Source organism: Telluria sp. AZSoR62 (genome assembly GCF_058111565.1).
The window spans coordinates 1-22,145 of the sequence record NZ_JBYTST010000003.1 but is presented as its reverse complement, the minus strand read 5'-3'; the positions used below and the strand labels follow the sequence as shown (position 1 = coordinate 22,145).

Annotated in this window: 20 protein-coding genes; 16 read left to right on the top strand and 4 right to left on the bottom strand. The window is 66.1% G+C overall.

The window, feature by feature from the left end; genetic code table 11:
• Positions 1-17: 17 nt before the first annotated feature.
• On the top strand, positions 18-917 hold the full coding sequence (locus tag AC3XQU_RS05935) for an alpha/beta hydrolase (RefSeq protein ID WP_489873228.1): 900 nt from the start codon (positions 18-20) through the stop codon (positions 915-917).
• A 1-nt stretch (position 918) separates the two neighbouring features.
• On the opposite strand, the gene AC3XQU_RS05930 is transcribed toward AC3XQU_RS05935, so the two are convergent.
• Complete coding sequence (locus AC3XQU_RS05930; RefSeq protein WP_489873227.1) at positions 919-1,419, bottom strand: hypothetical protein; 501 nt, start codon at positions 1,417-1,419, stop codon at positions 919-921.
• A 175-nt stretch (positions 1,420-1,594) separates the two neighbouring features.
• Between AC3XQU_RS05930 and rpsO the strand changes: the two genes are divergently transcribed.
• The 9 genes from rpsO to AC3XQU_RS05885 all read left to right on the top strand — a co-directional run bounded on the left by rpsO (position 1,595) and on the right by AC3XQU_RS05885 (position 10,855).
• Positions 1,595-1,864, top strand: a complete 270-nt coding sequence (gene rpsO, locus AC3XQU_RS05925) for a 30S ribosomal protein S15 (RefSeq protein WP_171081371.1) — start codon at positions 1,595-1,597, stop codon at positions 1,862-1,864.
• A gap of 180 nt (positions 1,865-2,044) precedes the next feature.
• Positions 2,045-4,147, top strand: coding sequence for a polyribonucleotide nucleotidyltransferase (gene pnp / locus AC3XQU_RS05920; RefSeq protein ID WP_489873226.1), 2,103 nt, complete (start codon positions 2,045-2,047; stop codon positions 4,145-4,147).
• Between the two features lie 300 nt (positions 4,148-4,447).
• Positions 4,448-5,311 carry an STAS domain-containing protein gene (locus AC3XQU_RS05915; RefSeq protein ID WP_489873225.1) on the top strand — a complete coding sequence of 288 codons (864 nt, stop codon included), beginning with the start codon at positions 4,448-4,450 and terminating at the stop codon, positions 5,309-5,311.
• A 7-nt stretch (positions 5,312-5,318) separates the two neighbouring features.
• Positions 5,319-5,675, top strand: coding sequence for an STAS domain-containing protein (locus AC3XQU_RS05910; RefSeq protein ID WP_489873224.1), 357 nt, complete (start codon positions 5,319-5,321; stop codon positions 5,673-5,675).
• Entirely contained in the window at positions 5,675-6,142 is a 468-nt protein-coding gene (locus AC3XQU_RS05905; RefSeq protein WP_489873223.1) for an ATP-binding protein, read from the top strand. The genes AC3XQU_RS05910 and AC3XQU_RS05905 overlap by 1 nt, the downstream gene beginning before the upstream one ends.
• A complete protein-coding gene (locus AC3XQU_RS05900; RefSeq protein WP_489873222.1) occupies positions 6,139-7,176 on the top strand; it encodes an ATP-binding SpoIIE family protein phosphatase in 1,038 nt (345 codons plus the stop codon). Before AC3XQU_RS05905 ends, AC3XQU_RS05900 begins: the two co-directional genes overlap by 4 nt.
• Positions 7,173-8,552: a sensor histidine kinase gene (locus AC3XQU_RS05895; protein ID WP_489873221.1), complete on the top strand. Its 1,380-nt coding sequence runs from the start codon at positions 7,173-7,175 to the stop codon at positions 8,550-8,552. The genes AC3XQU_RS05900 and AC3XQU_RS05895 overlap by 4 nt, the downstream gene beginning before the upstream one ends.
• Positions 8,549-10,450: a hybrid sensor histidine kinase/response regulator gene (locus AC3XQU_RS05890; RefSeq protein ID WP_489873220.1), complete on the top strand. Its 1,902-nt coding sequence runs from the start codon at positions 8,549-8,551 to the stop codon at positions 10,448-10,450. The genes AC3XQU_RS05895 and AC3XQU_RS05890 overlap by 4 nt, the downstream gene beginning before the upstream one ends.
• Positions 10,451-10,537: 87 nt before the next feature.
• The gene (locus AC3XQU_RS05885) at positions 10,538-10,855 is read left to right on the top strand and encodes a DMT family transporter (protein WP_489873219.1); all 318 of its coding nucleotides are present in this window, start codon (positions 10,538-10,540) and stop codon (positions 10,853-10,855) included.
• An 81-nt stretch (positions 10,856-10,936) separates the two neighbouring features.
• Here the strand turns inward: AC3XQU_RS05885 and AC3XQU_RS05880 are convergent, their stop codons facing one another.
• Both AC3XQU_RS05880 and AC3XQU_RS05875 read right to left on the bottom strand, forming a co-directional pair.
• A complete protein-coding gene (locus tag AC3XQU_RS05880; protein ID WP_489873218.1) occupies positions 10,937-12,361 on the bottom strand; it encodes a M16 family metallopeptidase in 1,425 nt (474 codons plus the stop codon).
• Positions 12,362-12,371: 10 nt separating this feature from the next.
• Positions 12,372-13,769 carry a M16 family metallopeptidase gene (locus AC3XQU_RS05875; RefSeq protein ID WP_489873217.1) on the bottom strand — a complete coding sequence of 466 codons (1,398 nt, stop codon included), beginning with the start codon at positions 13,767-13,769 and terminating at the stop codon, positions 12,372-12,374.
• Between the two features lie 379 nt (positions 13,770-14,148).
• On the opposite strand from AC3XQU_RS05875, the gene AC3XQU_RS05870 reads away from it, so the two are divergent.
• Positions 14,149-14,934, top strand: coding sequence for a GIN domain-containing protein (locus AC3XQU_RS05870; protein WP_489873216.1), 786 nt, complete (start codon positions 14,149-14,151; stop codon positions 14,932-14,934).
• A 125-nt stretch (positions 14,935-15,059) separates the two neighbouring features.
• Entirely contained in the window at positions 15,060-15,671 is a 612-nt protein-coding gene (locus AC3XQU_RS05865; protein ID WP_489873215.1) for a tetratricopeptide repeat protein, read from the top strand.
• A 39-nt stretch (positions 15,672-15,710) separates the two neighbouring features.
• Here the strand turns inward: AC3XQU_RS05865 and AC3XQU_RS05860 are convergent, their stop codons facing one another.
• On the bottom strand, positions 15,711-17,057 hold the full coding sequence (locus AC3XQU_RS05860; protein ID WP_489873214.1) for an SGNH/GDSL hydrolase family protein: 1,347 nt from the start codon (positions 17,055-17,057) through the stop codon (positions 15,711-15,713).
• Positions 17,058-17,329: 272 nt separating this feature from the next.
• On the opposite strand from AC3XQU_RS05860, the gene AC3XQU_RS05855 reads away from it, so the two are divergent.
• From AC3XQU_RS05855 to AC3XQU_RS05840, 4 genes are all read left to right on the top strand, one after another.
• Positions 17,330-19,630, top strand: coding sequence for an FdhF/YdeP family oxidoreductase (locus AC3XQU_RS05855; protein ID WP_489873213.1), 2,301 nt, complete (start codon positions 17,330-17,332; stop codon positions 19,628-19,630).
• The gene (gene fdhD, locus AC3XQU_RS05850; RefSeq protein WP_489873212.1) at positions 19,627-20,469 is read left to right on the top strand and encodes a formate dehydrogenase accessory sulfurtransferase FdhD; all 843 of its coding nucleotides are present in this window, start codon (positions 19,627-19,629) and stop codon (positions 20,467-20,469) included. The genes AC3XQU_RS05855 and fdhD overlap by 4 nt, the downstream gene beginning before the upstream one ends.
• 35 nt (positions 20,470-20,504) lie before the next feature.
• Positions 20,505-21,482: an MYG1 family protein gene (locus AC3XQU_RS05845; RefSeq protein ID WP_489873211.1), complete on the top strand. Its 978-nt coding sequence runs from the start codon at positions 20,505-20,507 to the stop codon at positions 21,480-21,482.
• 84 nt (positions 21,483-21,566) lie between these two features.
• A complete protein-coding gene (locus AC3XQU_RS05840) occupies positions 21,567-21,815 on the top strand; it encodes a hypothetical protein (RefSeq protein ID WP_489873210.1) in 249 nt (82 codons plus the stop codon).
• Positions 21,816-22,145 lie beyond the last annotated feature (330 nt).

Sequence of the window (22,145 nt, the reverse complement as noted above, 5' to 3'; positions counted from 1 at the left end):
ATCAACGGCCTGCCTGCATGACCAAACCTGCCATCGCGGCCTTCGCCGCAGCCCTGTTCCTCGTCGGCTCGCTCTCCGCCTGCTCTCCACTGTCGGTCCTCAACGCGGTCTCGCCCAAGGGCGAAGCACGCGCCACGACCGGCTTGCGCTACGCGCCCGGCAAGCGCGGCCTGGCGGACATCTACCGGCCGGCCGAAGGCAATGCGAACGCGCCCGTGATCGTCTTCTTCTACGGCGGCAACTGGGTCAGCGGCGCGCGCAAGGACTACGCGTTCGTCGGCCGCGCCCTGGCCGCACGCGGCTTCGTGGTGGTGATTCCCGATTACCGGCTGTACCCGGAAGTGCGCTACCCGGACTTCCTCGACGACGCGGCACAGGCGGTGTCCTGGACCCGGCGCGAGATCGCCGCGCATGGGGGCGACCCGGACAAGATCTTCCTGATGGGGCACAGCGCCGGCGCGTATAACGCGGCGATGCTGGCGCTGGATGCGCGCTGGCTGGGCAAGCAGGGGAGCACGCCCGACGTGCTGCGCGGCTGGATCGGCCTGGCCGGCCCCTACGACTTCCTGCCGGTGACCAACCCCACCACGCGCCCGGTCTTCCTCTACCCGGACACGCCGGCCGATTCGCAGCCGGCAAGCCACGTGTCGGCCAAGGCGCCGCCGGCGCTGCTGGTCGCCGCCAATTCGGACAAGCTGGTCAACCCGGCGCGCAACACGGGCGCGCTGGCCGCGCGCCTGCGCACTGCCGAAGTGCCGGTGCAGGAGGTGTACTACGACGGCGTCAACCACGTCACCCTGGTCGCGTCCCTGTCGGGGACGCTGCGCCGGCTGGCGCCGACGCTCGATGCGGTGGAAGCCTTCGTGCGCAGCGACGGCGGACGCCAGCCCGGGAAGACCTCCGCCGCGAGCCAGTGATTCAGGGCCCTTGCCGGTCGCGCGGGTCGTACAGCGGATCGGGCCCATTCATCATCTGCCGCACGATGCCCTGGCGGTCGAAGTGCACGTGCATCAGCGAGTTCCAGACGCCTGCTTCCTTGTAGCGGTAGGACCAGACTTCGTAGTCGCGCATCGCCACGCGCGAGACTTCGGCCGGGCGGCCGAAGCTGCGCAGCATGTCGTCCTTGGTGGCCGCATCGATCCTGACGGTGGCGAACTTCTCGCTGGTGAGCACCTGCTCGTACGAGGCCAACCTGCCGTCGGCGCCAATGCGCGCCATGAAGGTCTGCTGGCCCATCGGACCGGTGGCGTACTCGAAGACCTGCTCCATTCCATCGCGGTAGACGGCAGTGGGCGCGCCCATCTTCTGCTGCACGACGGCCACCGGATCGCCCGGGCTGGGCGCCTGCCGGATCATGCCGGCGCAGCCGCCGAGCAGGAGGAGGGCGGCAAGTGTTGTCATCCTGACTAGCGATTTCATCGAATCCTCCATCAAATGGCCCATTCACGCCATGATGCCCCATCCGGCCGACGCAAATAGTGGCCGCAGGCCCGGTTTTCCCCTATACTTGCGGGTCTGCCCGTTTTGGGCAGGATTTTTGATAATCACGGTGCGCTGGGTTTCGACTCATGCACCGCATGTGAAAGGTAACATCATGTCCGTAGAACACATCAACAAAGCCGCGATCATCGCGGACAACGCACGTGGCCAGAACGATACCGGCTCGCCGGAAGTCCAGGTCGCACTGCTGACCGCACGCATCAACGAACTGAACGGCCACTTCAAGGCACACCAGAAGGATCACCACTCGCGTCGTGGCCTGATCATGATGGTCAACCGCCGCAAGAGCCTGCTGTCCTACCTGAAAAGCAAGGACGCGACCCGTTACCGCGACCTGATCGCCAAACTCGGCCTGCGTAAGTAATCGCTTGGGTCTGACGATTTAGTCAGGAAATGCCTGCGCCAGCTAGCTGTCGCGGGCATTTTTTGTTTTAGAAGTGTGCAGTTTGTTGTTGGTAGTAAATGGCGGCGCCAAGCGCTCCGCCTCGTGGTGAGGTGAACGACAGCTCCTGAAAATCTGTCGGCAAAATGAAAGGGTTACCCCATGTTTAACAAAGTTACGAAAACCTTCCAGTACGGTCAACACACGGTCACCCTGGAGACGGGTGAAATCGCGCGCCAGGCAAGCGGCGCCGTCGTCGTGTCGGTCGAAGATACCGTCGTACTGGCAACCGTGGTTGCACGCAAGGACGCCAAGCCGGGCCAGGATTTCTTCCCGCTGACCGTCGACTACATCGAGAAGACCTATGCTGCCGGCAAGATCCCGGGCGGCTTCTTCAAGCGTGAAGGCCGTCCTTCGGAGAAGGAAACGCTGACCTCGCGCCTGATCGACCGTCCGATCCGCCCGCTGTTCCCGGAAGGCTACCTGAACGAAGTCCAGGTCATCATCCACGTCCTGTCGGTCAATCCTGAAATCGATCCGGACATCCCTGCCATGATCGGCGCCTCGGCTGCGCTGTGCATCGCCGGCATCCCGTTCAGCGGCCCGATCGGCGCAGCGCGCGTCGGCTACGCGAACGGCCAGTACATCCTGAACCCGACCACCACCGAGCTGAAGACCTCGCAGATGGACCTGGTCGTGGCAGGCACCGAAACCGCCGTGCTGATGGTGGAATCGGAAGCCCAGCAACTGTCGGAAGAAGTCATGCTCGGCGCGGTCGTCTTCGGCCACGACCAGATGCGTGTCGTCATCGACGCGATCCACGACCTGGTGGCCGAAGGCGGCAAGCCGGAAGTCGAGTGGAGCCCGGCGCCGAAGAACGAAGAACTGATCGCCCGCGTGACCGACCTGGCAGCGGCCAAGGTCCGCGACGCCTACCAGACCCGCGAAAAGTCGGCGCGCCAGCAGAAGCTGAAGTCGCTGTCGTCGGAAGTCATGGCTGGCCTGGCGACGCAAGGCGTCAGCGCCGACGCCGGCGAAGTCGGCAACATCCTGTTCGACATGGAAGCCAAGGTCGTGCGTTCGCAGATCCTGGACGGCGAGCCGCGCATCGACGGCCGCGACACCCGCACCGTGCGTCCGATCGAGATCCGTAGCAGCGTGCTGCCGCGTACCCACGGTTCGGCCCTGTTCACGCGCGGCGAAACCCAGGCCCTGGTCATCGCGACCCTCGGCACCGCCCGCGACAGCCAGAAGATCGACGCGCTGATGGGCGAGTACACCGACGACTTCATGATGCACTACAACATGCCTCCGTTCGCCACCGGCGAAACCGGCCGTGTAGGCACCCCGAAGCGCCGCGAAATCGGCCACGGCCGCCTGGCCAAGCGCGCACTCGTTGCAGCCCTGCCCAACCCTGAAGATTTCAGCTACTCGGTACGCCTGGTCTCGGAGATCACCGAGTCCAACGGCTCCTCGTCGATGGCGTCGGTCTGCGGCGGCTGCCTGGCGCTGATGGATGCGGGCGTCCCGATGAAGGCGCACGTCGCCGGTATCGCGATGGGCCTGATCAAGGAAGGCGGCAAGTTCGCCGTCCTGACCGACATCCTGGGTGACGAAGACCACCTCGGCGACATGGACTTCAAGGTGGCAGGTACCCCGGCCGGCATCACCGCGCTGCAGATGGACATCAAGATCCAGGGCATCACCAAGGAAATCATGCAGGTGGCACTGGCGCAAGCCAAGGAAGCGCGCCACCACATCCTGGGTGAAATGCAGAAGGCCATGCCGACCGTGAAGACCGAGCTGTCGGACTTCGCACCGCGCCTGATCACCATCCGCATCAACCCGGAAAAGATCCGTGACGTGATCGGCAAGGGCGGCGCCGTAATCCGCGCGCTGACCGAGGAAACCGGCACCCAGATCGACATCACCGACGAAGGCATCGTGACCATCGCCTCGGTCGACGCCGCCGCCGGCCAGGAAGCCAAGCGCCGCATCGAAGAGCTGACCGCATCGGTCGAAGTGGGCAAGACCTACGACGGCACCGTGCTCAAGCTGCTGGACTTCGGCGCCATCGTCCAGGTCATGCCGGGCAAGGACGGCCTGCTGCACATCTCGCAGATCGCCAACGAGCGTGTGAACGCCGTTGCCGACTACTTGAAGGAAGGCCAGCAAGTGCGCGTGAAGGTCCTCGAGACCGACGAGCGCGGCCGCCTGAAGCTGTCGATGAAGGCTGCCGATCCGGTCGAAGGCGCGGCGCAGTAATTTGCGTTTAGCGTGAGCGGTTCGCCGCTTCGATCAAAGAGAACCGTCAGTGCGTGAGCCTGGCGGTTTTTTTCGTCCACGCCGCCGGGGTTCAACCAGTAGATGCACCAGATTGGTGCGCAATACGCAAAAAGCGGCTAACTTTTCACTGGGAAGCAAAATTGTCCTGTGAACAATTCAATAGAGCCATCTATACAACACTTCGAATGGTATAGTTGGCCGTTTTACAGAATTCAATGACGCTTGGCGATATCGAGCCCAGGCGTCATCAAATCCAAATTTCGAAAAAGGGAAATAAAGATGACGACGACGGATCTCGCGGGCCAGATCAGCCAATTGCTCCAGCAGGAGCAGGGCGCCATCGGCGCCGAATGGCTTGCACAACTCGAATCGCTGATGGTCCGCGGCACGACCGCATCGCGCGAGCAGCTGCGCACGCATACGCAGCAGTTCCTGGCGGCATTCATCGCGGCAACCCGTAGCGGCGAGCTGGAAAACATCGAGCACCGCTCGTGGGACGAAGTACGCGACCTGCTCGCGGACATCTCGTCCTCGCGCGCCAAGGCCGGCTCGACCCCGAGCGATACGGCAACCTTCGTGTTCTCGTTCAAGCAGCCGGTGTTCGCCCGCCTGCGCGACGGCCTCGCCGCCGACCAGCAGGGCCTGGCCAGAGCCTCGTGGCTGGTGAGCACCCTGCTGGACCAGCTGGGCCTGTACACCATCGAAGTGTTCCAGAAGACCAAGGACCAGATCATCGTGCGCCAGCAGCAGGAACTGCTGGAGCTGTCGACCCCGGTCGTCAAGCTGTGGAACGGCATCCTGGCGCTGCCGCTGATCGGCACCCTCGATTCGGCGCGCACCCAGGTGGTGATGGAAAACATCCTGCAGAAGATCGTCGACACCGGCGCCATCATCGCCATCATCGACATCACCGGCGTGCCGACCGTCGACACCCTGGTGGCGCAGCACCTGATGAAGACCATCGCGGCCGCCCGCCTGATGGGCGCGGACTGCATCATCAGCGGCATCCGCCCGCAGATCGCACAAACCATCGTGCATCTCGGCGTGAACCTGGAAGACGTGATCACCAAGGCCACGCTGGCCGACGCCTTCCTGGTGGCGCTGGAACGCACCGGCACCACGATCACCCTGAACAAGGCATAAGCGCGCCATGGAACGGATCCCAATCCTGCGCATGGGCGACCTGCTCCTGGTGACGATCCAGGTCGACATGCATGACCGCCTGGCCATGACGCTGCAGGACGACCTGACCCAGCGCATCGTCAGCGACGGCGCCAAGGGCGTGCTGATCGATATCTCGGCGCTGGACCTGGTCGACTCCTTCATCGGCCGCATGATCAGCAATACCGCCGCCATGGCGCGCGTGCTCGATGCCCAGACCGTGGTCGTCGGCATGCAGCCGGCGGTGGCCATTACCCTCGTCGAGCTCGGCCTGACGCTGCACGGCGTGAAGACGGCGCTGAACGTCGAAAAAGGCATGGCGCTGTTAGGAAAGAGCTTCAGCTAATGGGCGACGCGCAAACCAATGCAGTCCCGTTCGAGACCGAGTTGCTGGAACTGCACCGCCAGCAGCGCACCGCGCGGGTTACCCTGCGCCTGCGGTCGGACGAGGATGTCGTGGGACTGCGCAAACAGGTGCGCGAACGCGCGGTGGCCATCGCGTTGTCGCTGGTCGACCAGACCAAGCTGGTGACGGCCGCCAGCGAACTGGCGCGCAATACCATCAAGTACGGCGGCGGCGGCGAAGTGCATCTCGATGCGCTCGACGACGGCATGCGCAAGGGCGTGGGCCTGATCTTCGTCGATGCCGGTCCCGGCATCGCGGACATCGACAGCGCATTGCGCGACGGCTTCACCACCGGCGGGGGCCTCGGCCTCGGTTTCGGCGGTTCCAAGCGCCTGGTCGACGAGTTCGAGGTCGATAGCCGTCCCGGCGAAGGGACAGCAGTGCTGATAGTGAAATGGAAACGATGATCAGTTCGTTGACGCCGCAGCTGGTGTGTTCGATCGAACACGCCAGCGATGTCGCGGCGGCGCGCAGGGAAGGGCAGAAGCTGGCGGACAGCCTGGGTTTCAGTGAAACCCGGGCCGGCAAGCTGGCCCTGATCGTGACCGAGGCAGCCACCAATATCCTCAAGCACGCGGACCGCGGCGTGATCCACATCGGGCCGGCCCAGTCGAGCGCCGGCGTCGGCGTCGACGTGCTGGCGCTGGACGAAGGCCCCGGCATTCTGGACCTGTCGGCCAGCCTGGTCGACGGCATGTCCACGGCCGGCACATCGGGCACGGGCCTGGGCTCCATGCGCCGCCAGGCCGATGAATTCGACGTGTATTCGGAGCCGGGCAAGGGCTCGGTCTTCTTCATGCGGCTGTGGCGCGACGAACCTCCGCCCGACCCGTGCGGGGTCGAGGTCGGCGCGATGCTGACCCCGCTGGCTGGCGAAGACGAATGCGGGGATGGCTGGGCTGTCCGTTGCGAGCCTGGCGCGGCCACGCTGATGGCGTCCGACGGGCTCGGGCACGGACCGAACGCCGCGCGCGCGTCGGCCGCGGCGATCGGCGCCTTGAGCAAGAGCGCGCATGCCGTGGATACTGCGTCCGGCCTGATCCAGTCGGCGCACGAGGCGCTGCGCGGCACGCGCGGCGCTGCGCTGGCCGTGGCGCGCATCGATTACCAGACCTCGGAGCTGCGATTTGCCGGCATCGGCAACATCGCCGGCTATGTCTATGACGAGACCCGCCGCGCGCTGGTGTCGCACAATGGCATCGTCGGCCATAACATGCGCAAGGTGCAGGAATTTTCCGTGCCCTTTCCGCCAGGCGCTGTCTGCATCCTGCATTCGGACGGCATCCAGACCCAGTGGGACCTGGACAAGTATCCCGGCTTGCAGGGCCGCAGTACGGCGCTGATCGCGGCAGTGCTGATGCGCGACTTTATCCGTCGCCGCGACGATGCGATGGTGGTGGTGGTGCGCAGGGCCGCAGTGTCCCCTGGAGCGGCCGCGTGAGCGGGCAGCGCATCCTCAATGTCGCCCTCGACAACGACGAGGACGTGGTGCAGGTGCGCCAGCGTGCGCGCCAGCTGTCGGCGCTGCTGGGCTTTTCGCAGCAGGACCAGGTGCGCATCGGCACGGCTGTCTCGGAAGTGGCGCGCAGCGCCTGCCACCAGGGCTCCGGCGGGCGCGCCAGCTTCAGTTTCGACGACGAGGGCCGCCACCAGCAGCTGGAGGTGACGATCGTCGCCGGCACCGGTCCGCGCGAAGCGGTGCGCCAGATGCTGCCACCGGACGCCGACTCGCTGTCGGTGCCCGAACTGGCCCTGGTCACCGCGCACCGCCTGATGGACGAGTGCGAATCCGAACCGGTCGGCGCCGATGGCGGCATCGGCAAGGTCACGCTGCGCAAGATCCTGCCGCGCGATGCGGCGATGACCCGCGCCAGGCTGCTGGAGATCAGCGCGCGCCTGGCCGAGACGCCGGTGGCCAACCCGCTGCACGAACTGCAGCTGCAGAACCAGGAGCTGGTGGCCACGCTGTCCGAGCTGCGCGAGCGCCAGGAAGACCTGATCTCGCTCACGCGCGAGCTGGAAGACACCAACCGCGGCATCGTCGCACTGTACGCCGAGATCGAAGACAAGGCCGAGCGCCTGCGCAAGGCGGACGAGATGAAGTCGCGTTTCCTGTCCAATACCAGCCACGAGCTGCGCACGCCGTTGTCCTCGATCCGGGCGCTGGCCCAGCTGCTGCTCAACCGCATGGACGGCGACCTGACCGTCGAGCAAGAGCGCCAGGTGCAGTTCATCGCCAGCGCCGCCAACGATTTGTCCGAGCTGGTCAACGACCTGCTCGACCTGGCCAAGATCGAGGCCGGCAAGGTCGAGGTCCATTTCGATCCGGTCGTGGTCGACAACCTGTTCCGGGCTCTCAAGGGCATGCTGCGACCCCTGGTGGACGAAGCGCGGGTGGAACTGGTGTTCGAGCCGGACGATATTCCGGAGGCCTTCGAGTCCGACGAAGGGATGATTTCCCAGATCCTGCGCAACTTCATCTCGAATGCCCTGAAGTTCACCGAGAGCGGTTCGGTGCGGGTCTCGGCCACGCTGGACAAGGACGCGGACACGATCCGCTTCGACGTGACCGATACCGGCATCGGCATCAGCCAGGAGAACCTGCAACTGATCTTCGAAGAGTTCAGCCAGATCGAACACCCGCTGCAGCGGCGCAGCAAGGGTACGGGGCTGGGGCTGCCGCTTTGCCGCAAACTGGCCGATCTGCTCGGCGGGCGGGTCCTGGTCACCAGCGCGGTGGGTGCCGGATCGACCTTTTCACTGGAACTGCCGCGCCGCCATCCATCCAGGGATGGCAACCATGGAACGAACGAATGAATTCCCATCCGACCAAGACTCCCACGATCCTGAACGTCGACGACAACGACGGCGCGCGCTATGCCAAGACCCGCATCCTGCAAAGCGCCGGCTTCGAGGTCATCGAGGCGGCCAACGGCACCGACGCGCTCGAGATCGTGCGCGAGCAGCACCCGACCCTGGTGCTGCTCGACGTGAAGCTGCCCGACATTAACGGCATCGAAGTGTGCCGCCGCATCAAGGCCAACCCGGACAGCAGCATGGTGCTGGTGCTGCAGACGTCGGCCGCATTGACCGGACGCGCCGACAAGATCCGCGGCCTGGAAGGCGGCGCCGACAACTACCTGGCCGCCCCGATCGAGGCCGATGAGCTCATTGCGAACGTCAACGCCCTGGTGCGCATGCGCCAGACCCAGGTCGACCTGCGCGACAGCGAGGAGCGCTTCCGCCAGATCACCGACAACATCGACGACGTGTTCTGGATGTTTTCCGTGCCGGATGCGGAGCTGGTGTACGTCAGCCCGGCCTACCCGGTGCTGTGGGGACGCAGCAGCGACGCCTTGCGCGGGCAACCGGCTTCATGGCTCGACGCCGTGCATCCGGACGACCGCGCGCGCATGGCGCAGCGCTGGGAGCAGCTGGCCCTGATGCCGCACTACGACGAGGAATTCCGCCTGACCGGGCAGGACGGCAAGACGCGCTGGGTGCGCGACCGCCTGTTCCCGGTGCGCGGCCAGCGCGGCGACGTCTACCGCGTGGCGCGCGTGACCAGCGACATCACCGCCCGCAAGGAAATGGAAGCGCTGCTGCGCGCCGCCGACCGCAACAAGAACCAGTTCCTGGCCACGCTGGCGCACGAACTGCGCAATCCGCTCAGCCCGATTCGCAATGCCGCGGCCCTGCTGGGCACCGCCGGCGACAGCAGCGGCGAGCGCCAGGCGCGCGCGCGCGAAGTCATCACGCGCCAGGTCGACCACCTGGCCCACCTGGTGGACGACCTGCTGGACGTGGCGCGCATCTCGGAAGGCAAGATCGTGCTGCGGCGCGAAGACGTCAATCTCGGCACCGTGGTGCACCAGGCCATCGAGACCGCGGGCCCGCTCATCACGGCGCGGCGCCACCGCCTGGAAGTGAAGCTGCCGGAGCAGGAGGTCTGGGTGTCGGGCGACCCGGTGCGCCTGGCCCAGTCGATCGGCAACCTGCTGCACAACGCCGCCAAGTTCACGCCGCAGGGCGGCACGATCACCATCTCCGCCAGCCTGCGCGGCGAGCACCGCGTGCGCATCTCGGTGCACGACACCGGCATCGGCATTGCCGAGGACAACCTGCCGCGCATCTTCGGCATGTTCGCCCAGGTCGACGTGCCGCCCGACCGCGCGCCGGAAGGCCTCGGAATTGGCCTGTCGCTGGTGTCGCACCTGCTCGAGCTGCACGGCGGGCGCCTGATGGCCGAGAGCCCGGGCATCGGCATGGGCAGCACCTTCACGGTGGAGCTGCCCCTGCTGCACGTGGCCCCGGCCTCGCCCAGCCTGGAATGCATTCCCGCCCTTGACGCCGGCGGCAGCGGCCTGCGGGTGCTGCTGGTGGACGACAATGTCGACGCCATGGAGATGATGGGCTTCCTGCTGTCCGAGATGGGCTACGAGACCTGCACGACCTCGGACGCCGCGCAGATCGAGGGCCTGGCGCTGCATCACCGGCCGCAGGTGATCGTGCTCGACATCGGCCTGCCGGGCATCGACGGCTACGAAGTCGCGCGCCGCATCAAGAAGAACCCGGCGCTGGCCGGCATTCGCCTAGTCGCCCACACCGGCTACGGCTCGCCCGAAGACCGCAAGCGCGCCCTGGAAGCCGGCTTCGATGCCCACCTGGTCAAGCCGGCCGAACTGGACGACCTCGAGCAGGCGCTCAAAGGCTAGGCTAGACTACTTGCTGGAGGAACGGCCTCCCCCATAGCGGGACTGAATGACCGGGACGGCCCGGCTTTTCGAAAGGAGAGCCGGGATATGGCCTGGATCATGTTGCTGGTAGCGGGAATCTTCGAAGTCGTGTGGGCGTATGCGATGAAACAGTCGAGCGGGTTCACCCGCTTGTGGCCCACCGTCGTCACCTTGGCCGCGATGGCCATCAGCTTTTTCCTGCTCGCCGCGGCGATGCGGACGATTCCACTGGGGACCGCGTACACCATCTGGACCGGGATCGGTGCGGTGGGGGCGTTCGTGGTGGGCGTTACGCTGCTGGGCGAGCAGTTCAATCCGATGCGTGCGATTGCCGCGGTGTTGATCGTGTGCGGGTTGGTCCTGATGAAGCTGGCGGCTGATTGATGTGCTGGTGATTGCCCGCACACCGCGAACATAAAAAAAGCCCCGTAAGCGCGGGGCTTTTCTACTTCAGCACGAAGCGAATTACTTCTCCTGCACCGTAAACTCCCCAAAGGCCTTGAGCTGCTCGCCCACCGCAGCCTGGTCGCCCACGACCACGATCGACTGGCTCTCAGGCGAGAAGTACTTCTTCGCTACGTCGCGTACCTGCTCCGGCGTGACCTTCTGGATGCGCGGCACGTACTGGCCCAGGAACTCGGGCGGCAGGCCGACCAACCAGTTCTGCGCCAGGGTGCCGGCCACCGAGCGCTGCAGCTGGTTGCTGATCATGTAGCCGCCGGCCACGTAGCGCTTGTTCATCTCCATTTCCTTCGGCTGCACCAGGTCCGCACCGATGCGCTTGTACTCGCTGAAGTACTCGTTCAGCGCCGCACCGGTCACTTCGTTGCGCACGTCGGCGCCGCCGACGATGGCGCCGCCTGCACGGTTCATGCGGGCGCCGGCCGAGGCGCCGTAGGTATAGCCCTTTTCCTCGCGCAGCTTGATGTTGACGCGGCTCGAGAAGCCGCCGCCCAGGATGGTGCTGGCCAGGCGCAGCGGGACCTGTTCCTCGGCGCTGGCGGCGATGCCGGGGCTGCCCAGGCGCAGGGTCGACTGCACGCTGCCGTTACGCTGCAGCAGGATGCGCGCCGGCTTGGCCGCCGCGGGCGCCGCGGCGGTGTCCGGCGCTGCCGGGCCGCTGGCCTTCCAATCGCCGAATGCCTGCTGCGCCAGCTTGAGTCCCTCGGCTTCGGTGATGCGGCCGGTGATCACGAGCAGGGCGCGGTCCGGGCGCACGCGGCGCGCGTGCTCGGTGCGCAGCATGTCCTGGGTCACGGCATTGATCGCCTCCGCGGTCGGGGTGGTGCGGCTGTACGGGTGCTCGCCATAGATGGCCTTGCTGATTGCGCGCTCGGCGCGGAAGGTCGGCTGGGTCTCGGACACGCGCAGCGCCTGCAGCGCATTGGTCTTGGCCAGCTGCACCTCGTTTTCCGGGAAGGCCGGGGTGCGGGCGACTTCGGCCAGCAGCTGGGCCATCTGTGCGGCCTGCGACGACAGCGCATTGCCCGAGACGACGATGCCGTCGGCGTTGGCGCTGGCGCCGATCTCGCCGCCCATGCCTTGCGCGGCTTCGGCGATGGCGCGCGAGTCGCGCTTGGCCGTGCCTTCGCTGAGCAGGCCGGCCATCATGGTGGCGAAGGCCGGCGTCGCGGGCGCATCCGCGGCAAAGCCGGCGTTACGCACGGCCAGCACGAAGTCCACGCGCGGCAGGCCCTTGCGCGGCACCACCCAGACGTTCAGGCCGTTGGCCAGCGTCTTCTTGGCGATCTTCGGCACGGGGATCGGCTTGTCCTTGCCATAGGCAGGCATGGTCAGTTCTTTTTCCGCGGCAGGCGCGGCCCAGGCTGCCGGCGCGAACGCCAGGGAGACAGCCAGCGAGGTTGCCAGTACAGGCATCAGTTTGTTCATGATGCGCTCCTTATTTGTTGGCGCCGGCAGGTGCGGCGGCAGGGGTGGCGGCGGCGGGGGCCGCCAGCATGGCGGCCGGCTTGCGGTCGATGACGGTACGGTTGGTCGGCACCAGGTAGGTGCGCACCGCGCGCTGGATGTCGCTCGAGGTCACGCCTTCGATCCAGCCCGGGATCTTGTTGACCACGTTGGCGTCGCCCCACAGCACCTGCATCTTGGCCATCATGTCGGCGCGGTTGATGAAGCTTTCCAGCTGGTTGTTCCAGTCGGCCAGCATGCGGGTCTTGACGCGCTTGAGGGTGGCGGCATCGACGCCGTTCTGCGCGACCTTGCCGATCTCCTCGTCCATCGCCTTGAGCAGCGCGTCGGCGCTGCTGTTGGGCTTGTACAGCGCGAACACGGTGAGCAGGGTCGGGCCGTCGTATTCGAACGGGCCGGTCAGGCCGAACAGGGTGTCGACGTTGAGCGCGATCTCGCGGCCCTTGACCAGGCCCTGGTAGAACAGCGAGGCGTCGCCGCCGGCCAGCACCTCGGCCAGCACGGCCACGGCGGCCTGGTCCTTGTGGCCGCGCGGCGGGATCTTCCACGCTGCGGCCACGGCCGGCACCTGGGCCAGGGCGTCGCTTTGCACGATGCGCTTCTCGACCGTGTTCAGGCCTTCGGAAAAATCGGTGGCTTTCGGGGTTGGACGGGCAGGGATCTTGCCGAAGTATTTCTCGGCCAGCGCGAAGCCCTGGCTAGGCGTGATGTCGCCGGCAATCGCGATCACCGCATTGTTCGGGCCGTAGTAGTCGCGGTGGAAGGCGCGCACGTCGTCCAGGCTGGCGTTCTCGAGGTCCTCGAAGCTGCCGTAGCCGTCGTGGTTGTTCTCCCACTTCTGGAAGGCCTGCTGGCTGATGTCGATCCACATGAAGCCGCCGTACGGCTGGTTCTTCACGTTCACGCGGATCTCTTCCTTGACCACGTCCTGCTGGTTCTTCAGGGTCGCGGCATTGAAGTCGAGGGTCTTCATGCGGTCCGCTTCCAGCCACAGGATCGGCTCCAGCGCCGATACCGGCGCGGTCTCGATGTAGTTGGTGTAGTCGGGACGGGTCGAGCCGTTGTTGCGTCCGCCGCCGCCGGTGATGGTGGTGTCGAACACGCCCTTCTTGGCGTTCGGCGTGCCCTGGAACATCAGGTGCTCGAACAGGTGGGCGAAGCCGGTACGGTTGCGGGGTTCCAGGCGCATGCCCACGTGGTAGACGACCGAGACGCCGACGGTCGGCGAACTGTGGTCTTCGGTGACGATGACCGTCAGGCCGTTATCCAGCTTCTTGACGTTGACGGGCAGGGTCCACTGGTCCGCGGTGGCGGCGAAGGCCGACAGCGAGAAGGTGAGCCCGGCCAGCAAAACAGGTAATTGGCGCATGCGCATTGGTGACCTCGAAAATGTACTCGGGAAGGTGAGCGGTAAGGGTGATTCCACTGACGGCCGTGGCCATCATGCGCTGCATATTAGCGCAAAGACATGCCAATAATTAATCTTTTTTTGATGAAAAGTTTGCGTTAAGTCCAAGGAATGTTTCAGGATGATAAGGGAGCTCCATCCCGCCATATGCCGCCCTGGGCCGCGTTTTATGCAGTTCATCGCAGGGCGGTAGGGGGCGGCGGCCGGAACCGATATAGTTGCAACATGCTAAGACCGCGACCCGGGCAGCCCGGGTTGCCGGACATGGTGCGGACGAGCTGGCCTATCCGGCCGGCAGCGTCCGACCGCCGGAACTATCTATATGTATGTGGAGAATGTAATGAAACACCTTGTCAAGCTCGGCGCTGTTTTCGCCGCACTGTGCGCTGCGCTGTTCACCTTCATGGGCGCCGCCCTTGCCGCAACCGAAAGGGTCACGGAGAGCCGGCCGGTCGACGCGCGCGTGGTGCGCGTCAAGCTCGATGGGGTGGTGGACCTGAAGATCCGCCAGGGCGCCACGCCGATGCTGGTACTGAGCGGCGACCCGCGCCTGCTGGGCAAGACCACCACGCTGCAAAGCGGCGACACCCTCAACATCGGCACCGAGACCCGCGGCGTGAGCATCAACCTGGGCCGCAGCATGGGCCTGCATGCCGAACTGACCCTGCCGAACCTGCGCGAAGTGAGCTCGGAGAGCGTCGGCGGCACCACGGTCAGCGGTTTTTCGGGCGATGAGCTCGAGCTCAACCTCGATGGGGCCGGCTCAATGAATGTATCATGTAATTACAGGGTCCTCAGCGCCAACCTGGGCGGCGTCGGCAGCATGAAATTGCATGGCATCGACAGCGACAACGTCGAGCTGAACCTGAGCGGCGCCGGCTATGTGACGCTGTCGGGCCGCAGCAAGCAGCTCAAGGCGGAACTGGGCGGGCTGGGCGGGCTCGATGCCCAGTCCTTCTCGGCCGAGAAGGTCACGCTGGAGCTGTCGGGCCTGGGCAACGCCACCGTAACCGCCCGCGACAGCGCCAACCTGACCCTGTCGGGCATGGGCTCGGTGACGGTGCACGGCAAGCCGGCCAACCGCAAGGTCAGCGTCGACGGACTGGGCAAGGTCAACTGGAAGTAAGGCAGCCGGGCAGGGAAGAACGAGAACCAGCGCAGCACGAGCAAAACGAGCGCCAGCCGACAAGAACAATGGGAGTCCTCACGGACACCAAGGGTACGCAGAGATCCTGATCCGATGTACGAGACATGAAAAAACTATTCGTAGCGATCGCCTTCGCGCTCGGCCTGCAGGCCAGCGCGCAGGCGGGCTTCGCGGAAGGGGCGAGCGCCTACAACGCGCGCAACTACGCGACAGCACTGAAAGAGATCGTGCCGCTTGCCCGCTCCGGCCACGCGGACGCCCAGCATTTGCTGGGCCTGATGTATTACATGGGCCGGGGCGTCGCGCGCGACTACAAGCAGGCCTACTCGTGGCACCACAAGGCGGCCCAGCAGGGCAAGGCGGACGCGCAATACGTCGTCGGCGCCATGTACTACACCGGCAACGCCGTGCCGCAGGACCAGCGCCACGCGGTGTCGTGGTTCCGCAAGGCGGCCGAGCAGGGCCATGGCGAAGCCCAGCACGCGCTGGGACTGATGTACCGCTACCACCAGGCCGGCATGCCCCAGGACATGGTGCTGGCCTACATGCTGTGGAACCTGGCGGCGGCCAGCGGCAACCACAACGCGGTCGAACAGCGCGCCGCGATCTCGCGCCAGATGACGCAGGAGCAGATCGAGGAAGCGCAGGCGCTGTCGCGCACCTGGAAGCCGGGCAGGCCGCTGCCGACGGCCTCGCGCACGGGAAGCAATTCGTAAAAAAACCGCCGGCGATGCCGGCGGTTCTTGTTTGTGGATTCACGGCGTCGCGACCGCTGCCGGCTTGTTCATCCGCCGCAGCAAGGTCAAGGGCACCGCATTGCCCATCGCCTGGTAGCCCAGGTCGTTCGGATGCAAGTGGTCGCCGCTGTCGTAGGCCGGCAGCAGCCGCGCCGGGTGCGCCGGGTCGCGCGTGGCGCGGTCGAAATCGATCACCGCGTCGAACTCGTCGTGGTTGCGGATCCAGTTGTTGACCGCCTGCCGCACCACTTCCTTCTCGGGCGAGTAGTAGCCGGCGCCCTCGAAGGGCGTGAGGGTGGCGCCGACGATGGCGATGCCCTTGGCGTGGGCGCGGGCGATCAGCTGGCGGTAGCCGGCGATCAGGTCTTCCGCCGTCACCGGGTTGGCGGGCGAGCTGTTGCCGATGTCGTTGATGCCGATGAGGACCACCAGGATGCGCACCCCGGCGGTGGAGAGCACGTCGCGGTCGAAGCGTTCCAGCGCGCTGCGCCCGGCCAGGGGATTGGGCGAGTTGCCCAGCAGCCGGTTGCCGCTGATGCCGCGGTTGACCACGCCCAGGCGCTGGTGGATGCCGAGGATCGCATCGCGCTCGGTCTGCAGGCGCCGCGCCAGCCAGTCCGGCCAGCGGTTGTTGGTATCCGGCGTGCTGCGGGTGCCGTCGGTGATCGAGTCGCCCAGGGCCACGATCGACAGGCCCGCGGTGTCGACTTCGACCGCCGTCAGGAAGGGCCAGATGGCGATCGTGCGCTGCACCGGCAGGGTCGCGGCGGCCGTGAAGTTGCCGGGCAGCGAGACGTAGCCGGTCTGCAGCGCCAGCGCGTGCAGGGTGGTGGCCTGCACGGTGCCCGGCAGGTAGAGGCTGACCGCCAGGTCGGACAAGGGCGGAACGTTCAGCTCCACCGGATCGGACAGCACCGGCGCGCCGGGTGGGATCGTCACCGCACTGCGCCCCCCGAAGGTGAGCGCGCGGTCGGTGCCGGCCGCGACGTCGGACCCGCCGGCGCGCAGCCCGATGCGCGCGGCGCCCACGGTGAGCGGCACGCTGCCCATTTCGTTCGACAGCCGGATGCGCACGCGGTTGCCGCCGATGCTGGTATGGACTACCAGGCGCACGGTCTGGTCGGTAAAGGTCTGCAGGCTGGCCTCGGGCGGCGGGCCGGCCGGCGCCGTACCCCAGGTGGTGTTCCAGCGCTGGCCGAGCCAGTCCTGGGCGCCGGCGGGATGGGGCAGGGCGATGGCGGCGGCCAGCATGGCGCTGCCCAGCAGCAGGCGCCGTCGCGGTGGAGCGGGTCCGTGGGTAGACGAAGCCAGGCCATCCTTGAAGCGCTGGACGACGTCGGCCAGATAAGGCAGGAAGCGTTTCATGCGGTTGCTCCTTGAAATGACAGCCATGCGTTAGGCATGAGCTTGTCTCATCAATCTAACGAGCTCGGCAGCACGGAACAAGGCGGCGGCAGGCGCCTTCCTTGCGCAAAATCGAGGCGCCGAAAGATTGATATTCCTGCAAGAATTTTTGCTGGCAGCTGGAGAAATGTTGTCCGGGATTTGACTCGGAAATATGTTGCGACTGTACGCATTCGCACCGAGACCGGGCATGAACCCCGCTAGGGTGGCCCTTCCATCAGCGAGGAGCAGTCATGAGCAAGCGTTCAGATGTACGCATCGAAGACCCGACGATGCCGGCCGGAGGCTGGGGTTCCCTCAGCGAAGTCACCACCATCCTGTTCGACCAGCGGGTGCCGCTCAAGGATAGCCGGCTGCTGCTCAAGCAGAACAAGCCGGACGGCTATGCCTGCGTGAGCTGCGCCTGGGCCAAGCCGGCCAACCCGCACCCCTTCGAGTTCTGCGAAAGCGGCGCCAAGGCCACGGCCTGGGAAACCACCAGCAAGACGATTCGGGCCGACTTTTTCGAGCAGCACACCGTCACCGGGCTGGAAGACTGGGACGACCACCGGCTGGAAGACCAGGGGCGCCTGACCGTGCCGCTGCGCTACGACGCGCACACCGACAAGTACCGCGAGATCGGCTGGGAACAGGCCTTCGCCGAGATCGGCGCGTCCCTGCGCGGCTATGATCCGGAGAAAGTCGTGTTCTACAGCTCGGGACGGGCTTCGCTCGAGACCTCCTACATGTACGGCCTGCTGGCGCGCATGTACGGCAACAACAACCTGCCGGACAGCTCGAACATGTGCCACGAAAGCACCTCGGTCGGCCTGCAGAAGACCATCGGCGTGCCGGTCGGCACCGTGGTGCTGGACGACTTCGAGCAGACCGACTGCATCTTCTTCTTCGGCCAGAACGTGGGCGTGAACAGCCCGCGCATGCTGCACCAGCTGCAGGCCGCGCGCAAGCGCGGGGTGCCGATCATCACCTTCAATCCGCTGCGCGAGCGCGGGCTGGTGAGCTTCACCAACCCGCAGTCGCCGCTCGAGATGCTGACCGGGCAGGAAACGGCCATCAGCACCCAGTACCTCCAGGTCAAGCCGGGCGGCGACACGGCCGCCGTCATGGGCCTGTGCAAGGCGATCCTGGCACTGGACGATGCGGCGCGCAACGGCGGCGCGCGGCGCGTGCTCGACACCGCCTTCCTGCTGGAGCACACCAAGGGTTTCGAGGAATTCGAGGCGGCGGTGCGGGCCTGCGACTGGGCGGACATCGAGCGCGAATCGGGCCTGTGGCGCATCGACCTGGAAGCCGCGGCCGCCGTGTACTGCAGGTCCAGCGCCGTGATGGCGGTCTACGGCATGGGCCTGACCCAGCACCGCAACGGCGTGCAAAACGTGACCATGATGGTCAACCTGCTGCTCCTGCGCGGCAATATCGGCAAGCCCGGCGCCGGCGTGTGCCCGGTGCGCGGCCACTCGAACGTGCAGGGCCAGCGCACGGTCGGCATCACCGAAAAGCCCGAGCTCGCGCCGCTCGACAAGCTCAAGGAACAATATGGTTTCGAGCCGCCGCGCGATACCGGCATGAACACGGTGGAAGCCTGCGAAGCCATCCTCGCGAAGGATCTGCAGGCCTTCATTGGCCTGGGCGGCAACTTCGTGCGCGCGGTGCCGGAGCGCGGCCTGATGGAAGCGGCCTGGCGCGAGCTGCCGTTGACCGTGCAGATCGCCACCAAGCTCAATCGCAACCACGTCATTCACGGCAAGGCGTCCTACATCCTGCCTTGCCTGGGCCGGATCGAGATCGACCGCCAGGCCGGCGGGCCGCAGGCCGTGAGCATCGAGGACAGCACCGCCTGCATGCACGGCTCGCGCGGCATGGCAGAGCCGGTGGCCCCTACGCTGCTGTCGGAACCGGCCATCGTGGCCGGCATCGCCAAGGCCACGCTCGCGCCCAATCCGCGCGTGGACTGGGACCGCTGGGTGGCCGACTACGGCAGCGTGCGCGAGGCGATCGCCGAGACCTATCCCGAGATCTTCCACGATTTCAATGAGCGCATGTGGACGCCGGGAGGTTTTCGCAAGCCCATCGCCGCGGCCGACCGGGTCTGGAAGACCGAGAGCGGCAAGGCGACGTTCACGGTGCCCGAGGACTTGAAAGGCAATCCCGACCTGGCCGGCGGCAATGCGACGCTGCGCCTGTTCACGGTGCGCAGCGACGGCCAGTTCAACACGACGATCTACAGCCATGACGACCGTTTCCGCGGCGTCTACGGCAGCCGCATGGTGATCTTCATGGCACGCGCCGACATGGCCAAGCATGCGCTGGCCCAGGGCGACCTGGTGGCGCTGCGCACTGCGACGGACGATGGCGTCGAGCGGCGCATCGGCGGCCTGGCCGTCGTGCCCTACGACGTGCCCGCGGGCTGCATCGCCGGCTACTTCCCCGAGCTCAATCCGCTCATCCCGCTGTGGCACCACGCCAAGGAAAGCAAGGTGCCGGCGGCCAAGGCGATCGACGTCATCCTCGAACGCGATGGGAGGGTGACGTGAACGCCGGCGACGCCTTCTTCGCGCCGGAAGGCGCGTCCAGGCTGCCGGCCGCCTGCTGGGCCGATGGACGCTTGGAAGCGGGCCACGAGGTCGTGGCCGACGAAGTGCCGGTGGCGCTGAGCTACAACGGCATCAGCCACGCCGTGATGCTGGCCTCGCCCCAGGACCTGGAGGATTTCGCGGTCGGCTTTTCGCTCGGCGAGCGCATCGTGCGCCATGCGCGCGACATCCACGACATCGAGGTCGAAGAAACCTGCAATGGCATCGTCATCGAGATGCGCATCGCCTCCGGCGCCCTGATGCGCCTGAAGGAATCGCGCCGCGCACGCACGGGCAAGACCGGCTGCGGCCTGTGCGGGGTCGAGAGCCTGGCCTGGTTCGAGGACGACGCCATGGATCCGCCGCAGGCCGGCGCTGCGGCCACCGTCTTCGAACACGCCGCGCTGCACCACGCGATGGCCGCCATGTCGGCGCGCCAGCAGCTGCACCTCGCGACCGGCGCGGTGCACGCCGCCGGCTGGGCCGACCGCGACGGCGCCTTGCTGTGCGTGCGCGAAGACGTGGGCCGCCACAATGCGCTCGACAAGCTGGTCGGCGCACTGGTGACGGCCAGGTGCGACATGGCCGGCGGCTTCGCGGTGGTCACGAGCCGCGCCAGCTTCGAGATGGTGCAGAAGGCGGCGCGCGCGGGCTTTCCGCTGCTGGCCGCGATTTCGGCGCCGACCGCGCTGGCGGTGAAGCTGGCGGAGCAGGCCGGCCTCACGCTGGCCGGTTTCGTGCGCGGAGGGCGCCACGTTCTCTACACACATCCGCAACGGCTTGCCCAGATGCCGGTATGATCCTGTCCTTCGCATAAAAGCATCTGGAGTAATCAATGGTCATCGTGACCCACAACGGCAAGTTCCATGCCGACGACGCATGGGCAGTCGCGGCCCTGCACATCCTGTTCCCCGACGCGGAGATCGTGCGCACCCGCGACAGCGCCGTCATCGAGGCGGCCGATTTCGTCGTCGACGTCGGCGGCGTCTGGGATCCGGCCACCGGCCGCTTCGACCATCACCAGAAAGGCTTCGAGGGCGCGCGCGCCAGCGGCGTGCCCTATGCCAGCGCGGGCCTGGTCTGGCGCGAATTCGGCGGGCGCTGCGTGGCCGCGCTGGCCGCGCTGCACACCGGGCACCAACTGGATGCCGACACCGCGCAGCAGCTGGCCTATGCCATCGACAGCGACATCGTCCAGTACCTGGATCTGTCGGACGTGGGCGCGGCCAAGAACGCGCCGGGCGGCTACGGCATGTCGGCCGTGGTCTCGGGCTACAACCCGAACTGGATGGACGAGCAGCGCCTCGGCTATGGTGCCCAGGCCGAGGCCTATCGCCTGGAGCAGTTCCGCAAGGCCATGGCCTTCCTCACCGACGTGATGGCCAATGCCGTGAAATACCGGGTCGGCGCCACGCTGGCGCTGGCCCAGGTGCGCCAGGCCGAGCCGATGGAAGAGGGGCGCCTGCTGTTCCTGAAGAACGCCGCACTGCCGTGGACGTCCGTGGTGCGCAAGGAAATGCCCAAGGTGCTGTTCGTAATCAGCCACAGCCTGTCGGAAGACCGCTACATGCTGCACACGGTGCCGGCGACCACCGATTCCTTCGACGCCCGGGCCGACCTGCCGGAACCCTGGGCCGGCCTGCGCGACGAGGAACTGGCCGCGGTAACCGGCGTGCCGGACGCGAAGTTCTGCCATAACGGCCGCTTCATTGCTGCAGCGAAATCATTTGACGGTGCCTATGCCATGGCAAGGCAGGCTTTGCAGGCGGTGGATGCGGGTTTGACGCCGATCTTCGCCGACCGCGTTTCCTGAGAGGCAATGTCATTTTGGGTTAAGTAAGGCACTGTCGCAGCGCAGCAGACCGTCTATCGTGGACTCATGGCGAAGATTGTTTCCATGAGAAAGCTGTACGCGATGGAGCGCATGTCTGCAGCCCTGAACCGGGCTGCGGCGGCGCGGCCCTTCGGCCCGGATACCGACCGGGCACTGCGCTGGGCCGCGGCCTGGGGCATGTCGGCCGGCATTCGCAGCCGCTATACGCGCCTGCGACTGCGGCGCGGTACCTTGCTCGGCGTCTGTCCCGAACTGCATCCGCCCGCCTACGCAAGCGGCTCCAGCGTCCTGCATGCCGATCCGGAGAGTTGATCGGCCTTGTCTGGCCACTATGTTAGTTGAACAACCGTCGTAACCGTCCGGTGCAGGCCGGAACCCGTTTTTGTATGCAAGATCGGGGTCAGGTCTGACATTCGGACACGGACTCAACCGTGTATGCAAGATCGGGGTCAGGTCTGACATTCGGACACGGACTCAACCGGGAAAAGGCTGAGCTCGTGTCCAATTGTCAGACCTGACCCCGAAGGTGTGACCCAACCGGGAAAAGGCTGAGCTCGTGTCCAATTGTCAGACCTCGTATATTGAACAAACCGATTCTGCGATTGATAATGGTGGCGATACGGCCGGGTGAGGTGACTTCGT